This is a genomic window from Escherichia ruysiae (assembly GCF_031323975.1).
GTDB lineage: Bacteria > Pseudomonadota > Gammaproteobacteria > Enterobacterales > Enterobacteriaceae > Escherichia > Escherichia ruysiae.
Map to the genome: position 1 here is coordinate 2,252,931 of NZ_JAVIWS010000001.1, position 16,851 is coordinate 2,269,781.

General features: G+C 53.6%; 15 protein-coding genes. 5 read left to right on the forward strand and 10 right to left on the reverse strand.

Annotated elements, in window-relative coordinates; translation table 11 throughout:
- Positions 1-116: 116 nt before the first annotated feature.
- Positions 117-2,264 (forward strand): formate dehydrogenase subunit alpha, encoded by a 2,148-nt coding sequence (gene fdhF, locus RGV86_RS11045; RefSeq protein ID WP_077629246.1) that lies wholly within the window; start codon positions 117-119, stop codon positions 2,262-2,264.
- A 93-nt stretch (positions 2,265-2,357) separates the two neighbouring features.
- Positions 2,358-3,047 carry a Sel1 family TPR-like repeat protein YjcO gene (gene yjcO, locus RGV86_RS11050; RefSeq protein ID WP_000719884.1) on the forward strand — a complete coding sequence of 230 codons (690 nt, stop codon included), beginning with the start codon at positions 2,358-2,360 and terminating at the stop codon, positions 3,045-3,047.
- Positions 3,048-3,124: 77 nt separating this feature from the next.
- Here yjcO and gltP read toward each other — a convergent pair whose 3' ends face one another.
- From gltP to nrfA, 8 genes are all read right to left on the reverse strand, one after another.
- On the reverse strand, positions 3,125-4,438 hold the full coding sequence (gene gltP / locus RGV86_RS11055; RefSeq protein WP_085461281.1) for a glutamate/aspartate:proton symporter GltP: 1,314 nt from the start codon (positions 4,436-4,438) through the stop codon (positions 3,125-3,127).
- Positions 4,439-4,779: 341 nt separating this feature from the next.
- The gene (nrfG, locus tag RGV86_RS11060) at positions 4,780-5,376 is read right to left on the reverse strand and encodes a heme lyase NrfEFG subunit NrfG (RefSeq protein WP_000812886.1); all 597 of its coding nucleotides are present in this window, start codon (positions 5,374-5,376) and stop codon (positions 4,780-4,782) included.
- Complete coding sequence (nrfF, locus tag RGV86_RS11065) at positions 5,373-5,756, reverse strand: heme lyase NrfEFG subunit NrfF (protein ID WP_032226464.1); 384 nt, start codon at positions 5,754-5,756, stop codon at positions 5,373-5,375. The genes nrfG and nrfF overlap by 4 nt, the downstream gene beginning before the upstream one ends.
- Positions 5,749-7,467, reverse strand: coding sequence for a heme lyase CcmF/NrfE family subunit (locus RGV86_RS11070; RefSeq protein WP_171000945.1), 1,719 nt, complete (start codon positions 7,465-7,467; stop codon positions 5,749-5,751). The genes nrfF and RGV86_RS11070 overlap by 8 nt, the downstream gene beginning before the upstream one ends.
- A gap of 19 nt (positions 7,468-7,486) precedes the next feature.
- The gene (gene nrfD / locus RGV86_RS11075; protein ID WP_085461283.1) at positions 7,487-8,443 is read right to left on the reverse strand and encodes a cytochrome c nitrite reductase subunit NrfD; all 957 of its coding nucleotides are present in this window, start codon (positions 8,441-8,443) and stop codon (positions 7,487-7,489) included.
- Complete coding sequence (gene nrfC / locus RGV86_RS11080; RefSeq protein WP_000220269.1) at positions 8,440-9,111, reverse strand: cytochrome c nitrite reductase Fe-S protein; 672 nt, start codon at positions 9,109-9,111, stop codon at positions 8,440-8,442. Before nrfC ends, nrfD begins: the two co-directional genes overlap by 4 nt.
- The gene (gene nrfB, locus RGV86_RS11085; protein ID WP_010344836.1) at positions 9,108-9,674 is read right to left on the reverse strand and encodes a cytochrome c nitrite reductase pentaheme subunit; all 567 of its coding nucleotides are present in this window, start codon (positions 9,672-9,674) and stop codon (positions 9,108-9,110) included. Before nrfB ends, nrfC begins: the two co-directional genes overlap by 4 nt.
- A gap of 45 nt (positions 9,675-9,719) precedes the next feature.
- Entirely contained in the window at positions 9,720-11,156 is a 1,437-nt protein-coding gene (nrfA, locus tag RGV86_RS11090) for an ammonia-forming nitrite reductase cytochrome c552 subunit (protein WP_000196872.1), read from the reverse strand.
- 393 nt (positions 11,157-11,549) lie between these two features.
- Between nrfA and acs the strand changes: the two genes are divergently transcribed.
- The 3 genes from acs to actP all read left to right on the forward strand — a co-directional run bounded on the left by acs (position 11,550) and on the right by actP (position 15,669).
- Positions 11,550-13,508 (forward strand): acetate--CoA ligase, encoded by a 1,959-nt coding sequence (acs, locus tag RGV86_RS11095; protein ID WP_085461284.1) that lies wholly within the window; start codon positions 11,550-11,552, stop codon positions 13,506-13,508.
- Positions 13,509-13,708: 200 nt separating this feature from the next.
- On the forward strand, positions 13,709-14,023 hold the full coding sequence (locus RGV86_RS11100) for a DUF485 domain-containing protein (RefSeq protein ID WP_001296646.1): 315 nt from the start codon (positions 13,709-13,711) through the stop codon (positions 14,021-14,023).
- A complete protein-coding gene (gene actP / locus RGV86_RS11105) occupies positions 14,020-15,669 on the forward strand; it encodes a cation/acetate symporter ActP (RefSeq protein WP_000832546.1) in 1,650 nt (549 codons plus the stop codon). The genes RGV86_RS11100 and actP overlap by 4 nt, the downstream gene beginning before the upstream one ends.
- A 38-nt stretch (positions 15,670-15,707) precedes the next feature.
- Here actP and RGV86_RS11110 read toward each other — a convergent pair whose 3' ends face one another.
- Complete coding sequence (locus tag RGV86_RS11110; RefSeq protein ID WP_000181102.1) at positions 15,708-16,397, reverse strand: LrgB family protein; 690 nt, start codon at positions 16,395-16,397, stop codon at positions 15,708-15,710.
- Positions 16,390-16,800 (reverse strand): CidA/LrgA family protein, encoded by a 411-nt coding sequence (locus tag RGV86_RS11115; RefSeq protein WP_000109436.1) that lies wholly within the window; start codon positions 16,798-16,800, stop codon positions 16,390-16,392. Before RGV86_RS11115 ends, RGV86_RS11110 begins: the two co-directional genes overlap by 8 nt.
- Positions 16,801-16,851 lie beyond the last annotated feature (51 nt).

Below are 16,851 nucleotides of genomic sequence, written 5' to 3' on the forward strand. Positions count from 1 at the left end.
TTTGAATAAATAGTGCCCGTAATATCAAGGAATGTCCCCAAATAAAATGTGGCATAAAAGATGCATACTGTAGTCGAGAGCGCGTATGCGTGATTTGATTAACTGGAGCGAGACCGATGAAAAAAGTCGTCACGGTTTGCCCATATTGCGCATCAGGTTGCAAAATCAACCTGGTCGTCGATAACGGCAAAATCGTCCGGGCGGAGGCAGCGCAGGGGAAAACCAACCAGGGTACTCTGTGTCTGAAGGGTTATTATGGCTGGGATTTCATTAACGATACCCAGATCCTGACCCCGCGCCTGAAAACCCCCATGATCCGTCGCCAGCGTGGCGGCAAACTCGAACCTGTTTCCTGGGATGAGGCACTGAATTACGTTGCCGAGCGCCTGAGCGCCATCAAAGAGAAGTACGGTCCGGATGCCATCCAGACGACCGGCTCCTCGCGTGGTACGGGTAACGAAACCAACTATGTAATGCAAAAATTTGCGCGCGCCGTTATTGGTACTAATAACGTTGACTGCTGCGCTCGCGTCTGACACGGCCCATCGGTTGCAGGTCTGCACCAATCGGTCGGTAACGGCGCAATGAGCAATGCCATTAACGAAATTGATAATACCGATTTAGTGTTCGTTTTCGGGTACAACCCGGCAGATTCCCACCCAATCGTGGCGAATCACGTAATTAACGCTAAACGTAACGGGGCGAAAATTATCGTCTGCGATCCGCGCAAAATTGAAACCGCGCGCATTGCTGACATGCACATCGCCCTGAAAAACGGCTCGAACATCGCGCTGTTGAATGCGATGGGCCATGTCATTATTGAAGAAAATCTGTACGACAAAGCGTTCGTCGCTTCTCGCACAGAAGGCTTTGAAGAGTATCGTAAAATCGTTGAAGGCTACACGCCGGAGTCGGTTGAAGATATCACCGGCGTCAGCGCCAGTGAGATTCGTCAGGCGGCGCGGATGTATGCCCAGGCCGAAAGCGCATCCATTCTGTGGGGCATGGGTGTTACCCAGTTCTATCAGGGCGTGGAAACCGTGCGTTCTCTGACCAGCCTCGCGATGCTGACCGGTAACCTCGGTAAGCCACATGCGGGCGTTAACCCGGTTCGTGGTCAGAACAACGTGCAGGGTGCCTGCGATATGGGCGCGCTGCCGGATACGTATCCGGGCTATCAGTACGTGAAAGATCCGGCTAACCGCGAGAAATTCGCCAAAGCCTGGGGCGTGGAAAGCCTGCCGGCCCATACCGGTTATCGCATCAGCGAACTGCCGCACCGTGCGGCGCATGGCGAAGTCCGTGCGGCGTACATTATGGGCGAAGATCCGCTACAAACGGACGCGGAACTGTCGGCAGTACGTAAAGCCTTTGAAGATCTGGAACTGGTCATCGTCCAGGATATCTTTATGACCAAAACCGCGTCGGCGGCGGATGTTATTTTACCGTCAACCTCGTGGGGCGAGCATGAAGGTGTCTACACTGCGGCTGACCGTGGCTTCCAGCGTTTCTTCAAGGCGGTTGAACCGAAGTGGGATCTGAAAACGGACTGGCAAATCATCAGTGAAATCGCCACCCGTATGGGTTATCCGATGCACTACAACAACACCCAGGAGATCTGGGATGAGTTGCGTCATCTGTGCCCGGATTTCTACGGTGCGACTTACGAGAAAATGGGCGAACTGGGCTTCATTCAGTGGCCTTGCCGCGATACTTCAGATGCCGATCAGGGGACTTCTTATCTGTTTAAAGAGAAGTTTGATACCCCGAACGGTCTGGCGCAGTTCTTCACCTGCGACTGGGTAGCGCCAATCGACAAGCTCACCGATGAGTACCCGATGGTGCTGTCAACGGTGCGTGAAGTCGGTCACTACTCTTGTCGTTCGATGACTGGTAACTGTGCGGCGCTGGCGGCGCTGGCTGATGAACCTGGCTACGCGCAAATTAATACCGAAGACGCCAAACGTCTGGGTATTGAAGACGAGGCATTGGTTTGGGTGCACTCGCGTAAAGGCAAAATTATCACCCGTGCGCAGGTCAGCGATCGTCCGAACAAAGGGGCGATTTACATGACTTACCAGTGGTGGATTGGTGCCTGTAACGAGCTGGTTACCGAGAACTTAAGCCCGATTACGAAAACGCCGGAGTACAAATACTGCGCCGTGCGCGTCGAGCCGATCGCCGATCAGCGCGCCGCCGAGCAGTACGTGATTGACGAGTACAACAAGTTGAAAACTCGCCTGCGCGAAGCGGCGCTGGCGTAAATCAGTCCCTCTTACAGCCTCCTTTCGGAGGCTGTTTTTTTATCCATTCGAACTCTTTATACTGGTTACTCCCTACCCAATCGTATTATCAAAATGAAAAAAATTATCGCATTGATGTTGTTTTTGACATTCTTTGCCCACGCGAACGACTCCGAGCCTGGCAGCCAGTATTTAAAGGCAGCAGAGGCCGGGGATCGACGCGCACAATATTTTCTTGCCGACAGCTGGTTTAGCTCCGGCGATTTGAGCAAAGCCGAATATTGGGCACAGAAAGCCGCTGACAGCGGTGATGCCGATGCCTGCGCGCTGTTAGCGCAGATCAAAATCACCAATCCGGTCAGTCTGGACTATCCACAAGCAAAAGTGCTCGCCGAGAAAGCAGCACAGGCGGGCAGTAAAGAAGGTGAAGTGACGCTGGCGCATATTCTGGTTAATAGCCAGGCGGGTAAACCAGATTATCCGAAGGCGATTTCTCTGTTAGAAAACGCCTCGGAAGATTTAGAGAATGATACCGCCGTTGATGCCCAGATGCTGCTTGGCTTGATTTACGCCAACGGCGTAGGCATCACGGCTGACGACGACAAAGCAACCTGGTATTTCAAACGCAGCTCCGCGATTTCCCGTACCGGTTATTCCGAGTACTGGGCGGGGATGATGTTCTTAAACGGTGAAGAGGGTTTTATCGAGAAGAACAAACAAAAGGCGCTGCACTGGTTGAACCTGAGCTGTATGGAAGGGTTTGATACCGGGTGTGAAGAGTTTGAAAAATTAACCAACGGTTAAGATAGGCCTGATAAGACGCGGCAAGCGTCGCATCAGGCATCCACACATTGCCGGGGGATATCCCCGGCAATCTTCAATTATTGATCCGCAGTTTTATCAAATTTGCCCAGCACTTCACGCTCATAAGCCATCGCCTTTTTGCGGTCAAATTTGTGTTCCCACTTGGCAATCACCAGCACAGCCAGCGCATTACCCACCACGTTCAGCGCGGTACGCGCCATGTCGAGGATACGGTCAACACCGGCAATAAACGCCAGACCTTCCAGCGGAATACCGACACTACCCAGCGTTGCCAGCAGCACCACAAACGACACGCCAGGCACGCCAGCAATCCCTTTCGAGGTCACCATCAGCGTCAGCACCAGAATGATTTCCTGCCAGATAGACAGGTCAATTCCATACAACTGCGCGATAAAGATAGCGGCAATACTTTGATACAGCGTCGAACCATCGAGGTTAAAGGAGTAACCGGTCGGCACCACGAAGCTGGTGATCGACGCCGGTGCTCCGTAGGCTTCCATCTTCTCAATAATTCGCGGCAGTACGCTTTCAGAGCTGGCAGTGGAGTACGCCAGAATCAGCTCATCTTTCAGAATACGAATCAGGATCCAGACGCTTAACCCGCACAGGCGCGCCACAATTCCCAGCACTACCAGCGCGAAGAACAGAATGGCGAAATGCACCAGCAGCACCAGTTTCGCCAGTGGCCACAGAGAAGAGAAACCAAAGTTAGCCACCGTCACCGCAATCAGCGCAAACACACCCACCGGTGCATAACGCATCACCATGTGAGTCACTTTAAACATGGTTTCAGAGATGGAGCGGAACACGGTCACCAGCGGTTCACGATGCGTCGCGGGCAGGGAGGAAAGCCCCAGACCAAACAGCACCGAGAAGAAGATGATCGGCAGCATTTCGCCTTTCGCCATCGACGCCACAATGTTCGTCGGCACCAGCGACAAAATCGTGCCCATAATGCCGTGGGAACTGCTTTGTACCGCTTCCGTAGTGCTCTGATATTTCGAGATATCGACGGTCGCCAGCTGCGACATATCCACCCCGGCACCGGGCTGGAAGACGTTTGCCAGAGTGATCCCCAGAATGATGGCGACGGTGGTGATCACTTCAAAGTAGATAATGGTTTTCGCGCCAATACGCCCAAGCTGTTTGGCATCACCAACACCCGCGATACCTACCACCAGCGTGGAGATCACAATCGGCACAACAATCATTTTGATCAGGTGGATGAAGATATCACCCGCCGGAGAGAGCAAATTGACGACCAGCCATTCGCGACTGTCGCTATGGTAGTGCAGGTAGCTTCCCAGGAGAATGCCCAGCACCATAGCAAACAGAATCTGCCAGGCCAGGCTGAATTTTATATTTTTCATATGAATGACTTCCTCAATGGAGCACCGTTCCCCGTTCAGAAACGCGAGAACGTGACATACTGCCAGGGCATGAATTGTGTTGCGTTGGTTTGTAGATTTTTTTAACGCTTATGATCAGTATCATTTGCGCGGTATGTTGCGCAACCCTTTAACAACAGAGCTTTTCGCTGCATTAATGCATAATAACGCGAGTTTATGACAGGTTATATGAATAACCATTTGTTATAGAAAGATTTTTATTTGTTTAATCTGCAATAATCGTTAATGGTGATTATTTTTTACATGTATTCATTCGATTATTTTTTATGCAGCTCAATGACATAATCTTCATCACCAGATGATTAATCCGATCTCCGCTGCAACAGTTTCGCCATATTAATCGACTCGACCAACTGTGTCCGGTTGACCCTGGGTGAATTGAGATCCATCACTTTTTGCCATAGTTCGATGGCCTGCGCGTAATTCGCCTGCATAAAAGCATCGGAAGCCAGCAGCATCAGGGCGGTAATTTCGTTTTCGTCCAGCGCGAGGGCTTTGTCGATCATTGCGCGAGTCTGGGCGGTCATATGCTGGCTGGCCTGGTAATAAAGCACCGTCGCCAGCGCCGCATACAGTTCAGCGTTCTCACCACGTAGTTGCAACGCCTGACGGTATGCCAGCAGCGAATTACTGTAATCGTTTTGCCACAGGTAATACTCGCCCAGTAACGCCCATTGTTCGCTGTTTTGTGGATTAGCGCGGATTTTATCCTGCAATACCTGAAGCTGCGCTTCCGGGGTTTGCTGGCTGGCAAACTGATGTAGCGGATCGCGCTGACGCTGATACTCCGCACGTACCGCCTGCCATTTTGGGCTTAACAGATAACTGCCGACACAGAGAAATAGCATCAAAATCGTGAGTATTGTCAGCATTTTCACCGGTATTTTGGGCTGTTTCATCGCTTCGCCCTCACTCGCCAGAGGATCAGTGCCATCAGCAGTAACAACACCACAGGCAGCGCCCACAACACCAGCGTCTGACCCGTTAACGGTGGGTTATAGCGAACAAAATCTCCGTAGCGTTCGGTCATCCAGCCAATGATTTCGACTTCGTTCTTCCCCTCCGCCACCATGCTGTAAACCTGATGACGCATACTGACCGCCACCGGCGCGTTGGATTCCAGTAAGTTCTGATTTTGGCACTGCGGACAGCGTAACTGACTGGCAATACTTAACGCCTGTTCCTGTTGTTGCGGACTGGCGAATTGCCAGGTGTCTACGACCTGAGCGCGCGCAAAACAGGCGAACAGCAGCAGCAAAGTGAGAAGTCCTTTATTCATCGCGCTTCCTCCCCCGCCATCCGCTTAACAATGCGCCCGCAATCATCAACAATCCTCCCCCCCAGATCCAGCGCACACCGCTTTGTACATACAAACGAAAAGCGTAACGATCCGCTCCGGTTTTTTCACCCATGACCGCATACCAGTCATGGATGCCGTTCCAGCGAATTGACGGCTCCATCATTTGCTGACGACGTGCTTCGTAAAAACGCCGCTCCGGTGTCAGTTCACCAATGCGTTGCTGATGGTCAAATAACGCCACTATCGCTTTTTCGCTGGTGTAATTACCTTTGGCTTGTAGATCGAGGCGCTCAAAACGGAAGGTGTATCCTGCCAGCGTCACCTGCTGACCCGGCTGTAAATTCAGGCTGATCTCCTGACGGCTGACGCTGGAGACCACGATCCCGGCGGCAAATAACAGCACGCCCGCATGAGCTACCAGCGCCGGAAGCTGCGCGCGTTTGCCAGAGACAAACGTCGCCAGCACAATCACCACCAGCATCAACAGACCAAACGGTAACGTCGCGCGGTTAAAATACGGCGCGCCAACGGAGAGGCGTCCCCAGCCCAGCAGGCCGTAAATCATCGGATAAAGCGTTCCCACCAGCACGATCAGTAGCACTGCGCAAAACAGCAACAGCGTAGCGAGGATTAACATTTCCCGCGATAACCCCGAAAAACGCACCGCCGGGCCACCGTCCCGCGCTCGCCAGCCATACAGAGCCAAAGACGCAAGGCTAATCAGTGCAAACAGGCTGAACAACGGCACGGCGCGGACGTTATCCAGCGCGAACGCATGAACCGAAACCAGAATGCCGGAACGGACAATCAACGTGCCCAGCAGCGACAGCATCAGAGTAACTATCGCCAGCAACAGCGACCAGTGGCGGAAAATCCCCCGCTGGCGTGTCAGGGATAAACTGTGCAGCAGCGCAGTGGCAGAAAGCCAGGGTAATAAAGAGGCGTTTTCCACCGGATCCCAGAACCACCAGCCGCCCCAGCCGAGTTCGCAATAGGCCCACCAGGAACCGAGGATGATCCCCGCTGTTAATGCACTCCAGCCAGGTAGTGCCCAGCGCCAGCAAATTCGGGCGCTAGACGCATCAAACTCGCCGCGCAGTAGACTCGCCAGCGCCACACTCGCCGCCACCATCAAACCACCATAGCCGAGATAGAGCAGCGGCGGATGGAAGATAAGACCGGGATGTTGCAGCATCGGATTGAGATCGCGGCCTTCGATTGCTGGCGGAAATATCCGTACAAAGGGATCGGACCACAGCACTACAAACAGTAGCAGCGCGGCGAGCATGAGAGATAAAACGGCTAACGTCAGCGGAAATAACGGATCGGTTTGCTGCCGATAATGCCAGGCAAACAGCGCGCTCCAGGCGGAAAGCAGCAGCACCCAAAGCAGCAGCGAACCTTCATGACCGCCCCACACCGCCGCCAGTTTGAGTTCCCACGACAGCAGGCTATAGCTATGTTGGGCGACATAAATGACCGAGAAATCGCTGATGAGAAAACAATACGTCAGTACGCCAAAGGCGAGCAGCAGGAGCGCGAACTGCGCCAGAATGCCGATGCTGGTGAGTCGCATCATGGCAGGCCAGCGCAACCGCACTCCCGCGAAGGTCGTCAACGGGGTCAACACATTGACCCCAAGACTTAACAACAACGCCAGAAAACCGACTTCAGGAAGGAATACGTCCAGAAACCACCTCTTTTCTGGTTTACGCCACCGTCAACTGTCCGGCGTAGAGAATGAAAAAACGCAGCATCAACACACCGACCAGGCTGGCTCCACACGCCGCCAGCACGGCAGAAATGCCGGAACTGCGATTCACCCACGGTTTGAGCAACATTGGCACAATCAGCCCCAGCCCGGCGACACCAAGCCAGAACCACCACGTCCAGAAACCACCGCCCAACGCCGCCACCAGCGCACGAGCTTTACCGTCATCGCCCAGCGCCAGGCCGACGAAAAACGCCACCAGCAGGAAGATTTCACCCCATACCACAGGGATTTCCATACGGTGAACAAAGTGCGCTTCCGTGGAATGCGGATTACTGCGCTGGCGTATCGCCATGGCGATCAGCGCCACCGCCGCACCGGACGAGATGCCGGAGAAGAGGAACAGCACCGGCAGGATCGGGTTATTGAGGAACGGATACGATTTCAGCGCCGACAGCAGAAAGCCTGTATAAGCCCCCAGCAGCACCGCCAGCACCAGCATCAGCGTTTCCAGTCCGCGATGAACGGGTGACAGCAGGTTCAGAACCTTTTGCACGATCCCCAGCTTCGGCAACCAGCGTTGTTGCAGGGCAAGCAAATCGTGTTCAAAGATTTTCGCCAGCCACAGCACCAGCACCACCATGTAGAGCTGAAACAGCATTACCCCCATCGACATCACCGAGGTAAAACTGTAGTGGAACATCAGCTTCCAGAAGGTCCACGGTCTCGTCAGGTGGAAGACGAGGATCAACAGACCGAGGATCACCGCGCCAGGCCCGACAATCAGCGTGGTACGCAGCAACGTACTGTCTGCGCCGCCCGCCTGCGGGTAGAAGCGACGCAGCAACACCGCCAGCGTCACCAGCCCGGCAGAAATCCCCACCAAAAACAGATAGATGGCAATCGGCCAGTCCCACACCAGTGATTCAAAATGAAATGCGGAAGCCTGCGTCATTGACTCACCTCCCCGTATTTAAACGGTACGCGGTACAGCTTCGGTTTGGTTCCCAGCGCCAGCTTGTAGCGGTAAGAGGGCTTCTGGCGCAGCAGTTGCGAAATCTCACTGTTAGGATCGTCCAGATTGCCAAACGTCAGTGCTTTCGTCGGGCAAGCTTCAACGCACGCGGGTAGCTTACCGGCCTGTAAATTGGTCTTACGGCAGAAATCGCATTTGTCCGCCGTCTTCGTGACCGGATGGATAAAGCGCACGCGGTACGGACAGGCGGCGATGCAGTACTGACAACCGACGCAGAGATCCGGATTAACATCGACAATCCCGCTGGCGGCATCGCGAAAAGAGGCGCCGGTCGGGCAGACGTCAACGCAAGGCGCATGGTCGCAGTGCTGGCAAGACTTACGGAAGAAGCGATATTTCACATCAGGAAATTCGCCCAGTGGCTCGCTACGAATAATCGTCAGGCGCGAGACACCTTCCGGCACCTTGTTTACTTCCCGACAAGCATCCATACAGGCGGTACAGCCGATGCATAACGACTCGTCATGCACCATGCCGTAACGCACGCCATTGATATTCAACGTTTTCGCCACCACGCGTCCTGCGGTGCCGCTGACGGCTGCCAGCACGCCGACGCCGGTGAGAAACTGGCGACGTGACCAGGTCATGGCTGCTCCTTAAGCAACGGAACAGACGCCGGGTTAAAGTTCGGATTGGTGCGCTGATCGCTGTGGCAATCGACGCAAATCTTAATCCGTCCTTTGTCACTTAACGTCTGCATCGTATCTTGCTGTGGATGCAGGGAATGGCAGCTGGCGCACGCCACTTTAGTCACGTGGACATCGTGCGGCCAGAACGCTTTTTGCAACTGTTCCGGCAGATGGCAGGACATACAAACACTGTTCTGCTCACCAACGTTGTACATCGGCTCGTTAAAGCGCATCACATCTTTCACCCCTTCGCGGTGTTGCGGTGACGGCTGGCCGTGACAGTTGGTGCAGGTAACCGGCAATTTATTATTCGGGTTGATAACGGAAGCATGTTTGCCATGCATACCTTCGGTGTCTGGCTTATGACAGTCCAGACAGGCGGCATCCGGGTTACGCTGCTGGGTAACTTCGTAGCGATCACCAGATGCCTGCGCCGCAGGGGTAGCGGTAATTCCGTTCAGGCTCCACAACAGGCCCGACGCCAGCACCCCGGCAGTTAATAACGAACGTAATACGCTCATATTCACTCCATTGTGTTTTCCGCCCCTTGCGAGGCGGAACGGGGGTTATTGGCTTAACAGACCGTTTTTACGTGCCTGCTCTTCCCACTGTGGGATCACCGTTTTGATGAAGTCCTGCTTCTCGGCCTTGATTTGTTCCATGTTCAGGCCAATGGCCTGCTGGGCTTTCTCTTTGGTCGAGATATCCGGGATCTGGATTTCATGGGTGATGCCTTTGGTCGCCAGCAAACGCGCCAGTTTGGTACGCGCATCCGCCGCTTTATCCATCGCCGTGCCAAGCATCCGCAGACCTTCTTCCGGCGCGTGCATATGAATGCCGTGGGAAGCGATCGCCAGATCCCAACGCCACTGAGCATGACGGATATCGTCCTGAATCGGCTTCATTTCGGCTTCCGTCGCGCCAGCATCCAGCGCCGCTTTCGCTTCGAAGTGGGCGTGAACCAGTTGATCTTCGACCTTGATTTTCAGGTCGTTAATCGACTGTTTACGCTCCGCGACCACTTTTTGCAGCGTGGCTTTGTCCTGGGTATGGCAGTTCGCACAAGTCTGGGCGAAGTTATCAAACGGATTGCCAATTTTATGGTCGGTGTAGAGTTTGCCTTCGGCGTTCTGCACTTTTGGCATATGGCAGTCGATACAGGTCACGTTGTTTTTACCGTGAATGCCCGCACTCCAGGTTTCATATTCCGGGTGCTGCGCTTTCAGCATTGGCGTTTTCGACAGGGAGTTAGTCCAGTCAGAGAAGGCAATTTTGTCGTAATACTGCTCCATGTTTTCGACTTTCATGCCGTCATCCCACGGGAATTTAACGGCTTTGTTTTTGCCGTCGAAGTAATACTCCACATGGCACTGACCGCAAACCATCGATTGCTGGTCGAAACGTCCGGCTTTCTCAAAAGGTTTACCAATGGCGTCCATCGCGCGAGCCGCATACGGACGGGAAAGGGTTAACTCCGGCTTGCCTTTGGCGAACTCTGGTGAGGCAGTGTTATGGCAATCGGCACAACCTAAATTGTTGACGATTTCCGGGCCGCCGCGCGCCCATTTACCGTGGAAGTAGCCATCTTCACCGTCTTTCTGGATCAGACGCGCCACATCCGGGCTTTTACAACTCCAGCATGCCATCGGTAGCGGACCATCTTCAGCGTTTTTCGGCGCACCGGTACGCAACGTTTCACGTACATCGGTCACAGCAAAGGCATGTCCACGCGGCTTGTTGTAATCGCGTGAGAAGGGATACCCCGCCCACAGGATCACCAGACGTGGATCTTCCGCCAGTGCGTCAACACGCTCTGATTGTTCCGAGGTGGCTTTCCAGGAGAGATATTGATCGGGGTGCTGCGGGGCAAAGGTTTCATTCTTCGCTTCCACAGTTACAGGTTTCGCGGGAGCGGCCGTTTGTTCAGCGTGAACAGAAGTGAAAAAGAAAAAAGGAATCAATAAGCTGAAGATACGGCGTGCGTTTATTTTTATCCTTGTCATAGGGGCTTCATCCAAATTTTGCCATTGAGGAAATGGCAGTTTTTATTGTTTTTTCATAACAGTAACCGCACATACACTGTTATGACATTGCTCGCCCCTATGTGTAACAAATAACCACACTCAGAATGTTGTCTTTAATCAATTGTAAGTGCATGTAAAATACCACTTTAGAGTTAGTCGGTATCTTCCTCTTTTTCAACAGCATGCATAACTGCATGTTCCTCAAAGAATTAATCAACTTTTGTTGGTGTCCTTCAAAAATTACCCTGCCGTTTATTTGCACAATTCTACTTTTGCGTGATCTGTCGCCCAAATACTAAACAAAACTGCCAATACCCCTACATTTAACGCTTATGCCACATATTATTAACATCCTACAAGGAGAACAAAAGCATGAGTCAAATTCACAAACACACCATTCCTGCCAACATCGCAGACCGTTGCCTGATAAACCCTCAGCAGTACGAGGCGATGTATCAACAATCTATTAACGCACCAGATACCTTCTGGGGCGAACAGGGAAAAATTCTCGACTGGATCAAACCCTACCAGAAGGTGAAAAACACCTCCTTTGCCCCGGGTAATGTGTCCATTAAATGGTACGAGGACGGCACGCTAAATCTGGCGGCCAACTGCCTCGACCGCCATCTGCAAGAAAACGGCGATCGCACTGCTATCATCTGGGAAGGCGATGACGCCAGCCAGAGCAAACATATCAGCTATAAAGAGCTGCACCGCGACGTCTGCCGCTTCGCCAATACCCTGCTTGAGCTGGGCATTAAAAAAGGTGATGTGGTGGCGATTTATATGCCGATGGTGCCGGAAGCCGCAGTCGCGATGTTGGCCTGCGCCCGCATTGGTGCGGTGCATTCGGTGATTTTCGGCGGCTTCTCGCCGGAAGCCGTTGCCGGACGTATTATCGATTCCAACTCACGATTGGTGATCACTTCCGACGAAGGTGTACGCGCTGGACGCAGCATTCCGCTGAAGAAAAACGTCGATGACGCGCTGAAAAATCCGAACGTCACCAGCATTGAACATGTGGTTGTACTGAAGCGTACTGGCGGGAAAATCGACTGGCAGGAAGGGCGCGACCTGTGGTGGCACGACCTGGTTGAGCAAACGAGCGATCAGCACCAGCCGGAAGAAGTAAACGCCGAAGATCCGTTGTTTATTCTCTACACCTCCGGTTCTACCGGTAAGCCGAAAGGCGTGCTGCACACTACCGGCGGTTATCTGGTATACGCGGCGCTGACCTTTAAATATGTCTTTGATTATCATCCGGGCGATATCTACTGGTGCACCGCCGATGTGGGCTGGGTTACCGGACACAGTTACTTGCTGTATGGTCCGCTGGCCTGCGGGGCAACCACGCTGATGTTTGAAGGCGTACCGAACTGGCCGACGCCTGCCCGTATGGCACAGGTGGTGGATAAGCATCAGGTCAATATTCTCTATACCGCACCCACGGCGATTCGCGCACTGATGGCGGAAGGCGATAAAGCGATTGAAGGCACCGATCGTTCGTCGCTACGCATTCTTGGTTCTGTGGGCGAGCCAATTAACCCAGAAGCGTGGGAGTGGTACTGGAAGAAGATCGGCAACGAGAAATGTCCGGTGGTCGATACCTGGTGGCAGACCGAAACCGGCGGTTTCATGATTACCCCACTACCTGGCGCTACCGAGCTGAAAGCCGGTTCGGCAACACGTCCGTTCTTCGGCGTGCAACCGGCGCTGGTCGATAACGAAGGTAACCCGCTGGAAGGCGCTACCGAAGGCAGCCTGGTGATCACCGACTCCTGGCCGGGTCAGGCGCGCACGCTGTTTGGCGATCACGAGCGTTTTGAACAGACCTACTTTTCCACCTTCAAAAATATGTATTTCAGTGGCGATGGCGCGCGTCGTGACGAAGATGGCTATTACTGGATCACCGGGCGCGTGGACGACGTGTTGAACGTCTCCGGTCACCGTCTGGGGACAGCGGAGATTGAGTCGGCGCTGGTGGCGCATCCGAAGATAGCCGAAGCCGCTGTCGTCGGTATTCCGCACAATATTAAAGGTCAGGCGATCTACGCCTACGTCACGCTTAATCACGGGGAGGAACCGTCACCAGAACTGTACGCAGAAGTCCGCAACTGGGTGCGTAAAGAGATTGGCCCGCTGGCAACGCCAGACGTGCTGCACTGGACCGACTCCCTGCCTAAAACCCGCTCCGGCAAAATTATGCGCCGTATTCTGCGCAAAATTGCGGCGGGCGATACCAGCAACCTGGGCGATACCTCGACGCTTGCCGATCCTGGCGTAGTCGAGAAGCTGCTTGAAGAGAAGCAGGCTATCGCAATGCCATCGTAACCCACAATTGCCGGATGCGAGTCGGTAACGGTTTGTAGGCCTGATAAGACGCGACAGCGTCGCATCAGGCATTGATTGCCGGATGCGGCGTATAACGCCTTATCCGGCCTACATTCGGCAAGGGTTACCTGAGCGATAACCTTCTCCCATAAGGGAGCGGGAATTAAAACAATCCCTACATTACCTCTGGAGAATCTGTGATGAATGGCACTATTTATCAGCGGATAGAAGACAATGCGCATTTCAGGGAGTTAGTCGAAAAACGGCAACGGTTTGCCACCATCCTGTCGATTATTATGCTGGCAGTTTATATCGGCTTTATTTTACTGATCGCCTTCGCGCCCGGCTGGCTGGGCACTCCGCTGAACCCGAACACCAGCGTCACACGCGGGATTCCAGTCGGTGTTGGAGTGATTGTGATCTCCTTTGTTCTCACTGGTATCTACATCTGGCGGGCGAACGGCGAATTTGACCGTCTTAATAATGAAGTCCTGCATGAGGTACAAGCATCATGAAAAGAGTTCTGACGGCGCTTGCCGCCACACTCCCTTTCGCAGCTAACGCGGCGGATGCTATTAGCGGGGCCGTAGAGCGCCAGCCGACGAACTGGCAGGCGATTATTATGTTCCTGATTTTCGTCGTGTTTACGCTCGGTATTACCTACTGGGCGTCAAAACGTGTACGTTCTCGTAATGACTACTACACCGCAGGCGGCAATATCACCGGTTTCCAGAACGGGCTGGCGATTGCGGGTGACTATATGTCTGCCGCCTCATTTTTGGGCATCTCCGCGCTGGTGTTTACCTCCGGCTATGACGGCTTAATTTACTCGCTGGGCTTCCTGGTGGGCTGGCCAATTATTCTGTTCCTGATTGCCGAACGTCTGCGTAACCTCGGTCGCTATACCTTTGCGGATGTGGCCTCGTACCGTCTGAAACAAGGGCCGATTCGTATTCTTTCGGCCTGTGGTTCTCTGGTGGTCGTGGCGCTTTACCTTATCGCCCAGATGGTAGGCGCAGGTAAACTGATCGAACTGTTGTTTGGCCTTAACTATCACATTGCGGTGGTTCTGGTCGGCGTACTGATGATGATGTACGTCCTGTTCGGCGGAATGCTGGCGACCACCTGGGTACAGATTATCAAAGCCGTACTGTTGCTGTTCGGTGCCAGCTTTATGGCCTTTATGGTGATGAAACATGTTGGCTTTAGCTTCAACAATCTGTTCAGCGAAGCGATGGCGGTGCACCCGAAAGGTGTCGACATCATGAAGCCGGGCGGGCTGGTGAAAGATCCAATATCTGCGCTGTCGCTGGGGCTGGGGCTGATGTTTGGTACGGCTGGTTTACCGCATATTCTGATGCGCTTCTTTACGGTCAGCGATGCCCGTGAAGCGCGTAAGAGCGTGTTCTACGCCACCGGATTTATGGGCTACTTCTATATCCTGACCTTTATTATCGGTTTTGGCGCGATCATGCTGGTCGGTGCGAATCCGGCCTATAAAGACGCGGCAGGGGCGCTGATTGGCGGTAACAACATGGCGGCGGTTCACCTGGCCAATGCGGTAGGCGGTAACTTGTTCCTCGGCTTTATTTCAGCGGTTGCTTTCGCCACCATCCTCGCGGTGGTTGCCGGTCTGACGCTGGCAGGTGCATCGGCGGTTTCGCATGACCTTTACGCCAACGTCTTCAAAAAAGGCGCGACCGAACGTGAAGAGCTGCGGGTATCGAAAATCACCGTCCTGATTTTGGGCGTGATTGCCATTATCCTCGGTGTCCTGTTTGAAAATCAGAACATCGCCTTCATGGTGGGTCTGGCGTTTGCCATCGCGGCGAGCTGTAACTTCCCAATCATTCTGCTTTCTATGTACTGGTCGAAACTGACCACGCGTGGTGCGATGCTGGGGGGTTGGCTGGGGCTGATTACCGCTGTAGTGCTGATGATCCTCGGCCCGACTATTTGGGTACAGATCCTTGGTCACGAAAAAGCCATCTTCCCGTATGAATACCCGGCGCTGTTCTCGATCACCGTGGCATTCCTCGGCATCTGGTTCTTCTCGGCAACCGATAATTCAGCGGAAGGGGCGCGTGAGCGTGAACTGTTCCGTGCGCAGTTTATCCGTTCCCAGACCGGCTTTGGCGTTGAGCAAGGCCGCGCACATTAATCTCTACCCTTCCCCGGTCGCCTGACCGGGGAATTTCTTCAGAACATCATCCAGGCCACCAGCGGCGAAACCAGTACCATTAATACGCCAGAAAGCATCATGACCAGACTGGCAACCACGCCCTCTTGTTGACCCAATTCATACGATCGCGCGGTCCCGGCGCCATGAGACGCCGCGCCAAATCCGGCACCTTTCGCCATCCCTTCGCGAATCGAGAGACGTAAAAACAGCACGTCGCCAATCGCCATGCCAAACACGCCGGTGACCACCACAAACAACGCCACCAGATCAGGCTGTCCGCCGAGCGACTGGCTCGCTGCCAGAGCAAATGGTGTAGTGACCGAACGCACCGCCAGGCTACGCTGGATCTCATCCGACAGGGTAAATAATCGTGCCAGCCACACCGAGCTGGTCACTGCCACCACCGTTGCCGTCAGTACGCCCGCCGTCAGCGACATCCAGTGACGTTTAATGATCGCCCGATTGTCATACACCGGCACCGCAAAGGCGATGGTTGCCGGGCCTAATAACCATAGTAGCCAGTGCGCTTCGCCAATATAGTTTTGCCAGGAAATATTGCCAAAAACCAGCAGCATAACCAGTAGCGCAGGCGTCAGCACCAGAGGCATCAACGGCAGTTTACGAAAGCGGCGATAAAGGCGTTTGTTAAGAAAATAGATAACCAGGGTTATCGCCAGACAAAGCACACTTAACTGAAAATTAGTCACGGTTTAATCTGCGCATTTCATAGCGATAGACTTTTTCCACTACCCAGGCGGTCGTGCCCAATACCATCACCGTGCTCAACGCGATCACTGCAAAAATACGCCAACCATCCACCAGCAATAGTTGTGCATAGTTCACCACCGCCACCACGGCAGGAACAAAAAACAGCAGCATTTCAGCCAGTAACCAGCGCGCCCCGGCACGTACCCATTGCAGAGGAATAATGCGGCAAACAATCAGCGCCAGCATCAGGATCATCCCCACCAGGTTGGCAGGCAGCGGCAAATGCAGCCAGGAGACGAGATATTGCGCAAAAATAAATAAACCTGCATACAGCACAACCTGCACAAATACCTGAAGAGATTGCACAACGGCAGGGGTAATGCGGCGAAGCGCCACGGACATGAGGGGATATCCTGAAAATAAAACAGAACGTTAAGTATAGAGAGCCTCATG

Coding starts and splice junctions, on each gene's coding strand:
- nrfF (WP_032226464.1), bottom strand. CDS start 5,756: ATGAATAAAGGACTTCTCACTTTGCTGCTGCTGTTCGCCTGTTTTGCG.
- acs (WP_085461284.1), top strand. CDS start 11,550: ATGAGTCAAATTCACAAACACACCATTCCTGCCAACATCGCAGACCGT.
- RGV86_RS11100 (WP_001296646.1), top strand. CDS start 13,709: ATGAATGGCACTATTTATCAGCGGATAGAAGACAATGCGCATTTCAGG.
- gltP (WP_085461281.1), bottom strand. CDS start 4,438: ATGAAAAATATAAAATTCAGCCTGGCCTGGCAGATTCTGTTTGCTATG.
- nrfB (WP_010344836.1), bottom strand. CDS start 9,674: ATGAGCGTATTACGTTCGTTATTAACTGCCGGGGTGCTGGCGTCGGGC.
- RGV86_RS11115 (WP_000109436.1), bottom strand. CDS start 16,800: ATGTCCGTGGCGCTTCGCCGCATTACCCCTGCCGTTGTGCAATCTCTT.
- nrfA (WP_000196872.1), bottom strand. CDS start 11,156: ATGACAAGGATAAAAATAAACGCACGCCGTATCTTCAGCTTATTGATT.
- nrfD (WP_085461283.1), bottom strand. CDS start 8,443: ATGACGCAGGCTTCCGCATTTCATTTTGAATCACTGGTGTGGGACTGG.
- yjcO (WP_000719884.1), top strand. CDS start 2,358: ATGAAAAAAATTATCGCATTGATGTTGTTTTTGACATTCTTTGCCCAC.
- nrfC (WP_000220269.1), bottom strand. CDS start 9,111: ATGACCTGGTCACGTCGCCAGTTTCTCACCGGCGTCGGCGTGCTGGCA.
- actP (WP_000832546.1), top strand. CDS start 14,020: ATGAAAAGAGTTCTGACGGCGCTTGCCGCCACACTCCCTTTCGCAGCT.
- nrfG (WP_000812886.1), bottom strand. CDS start 5,376: ATGAAACAGCCCAAAATACCGGTGAAAATGCTGACAATACTCACGATT.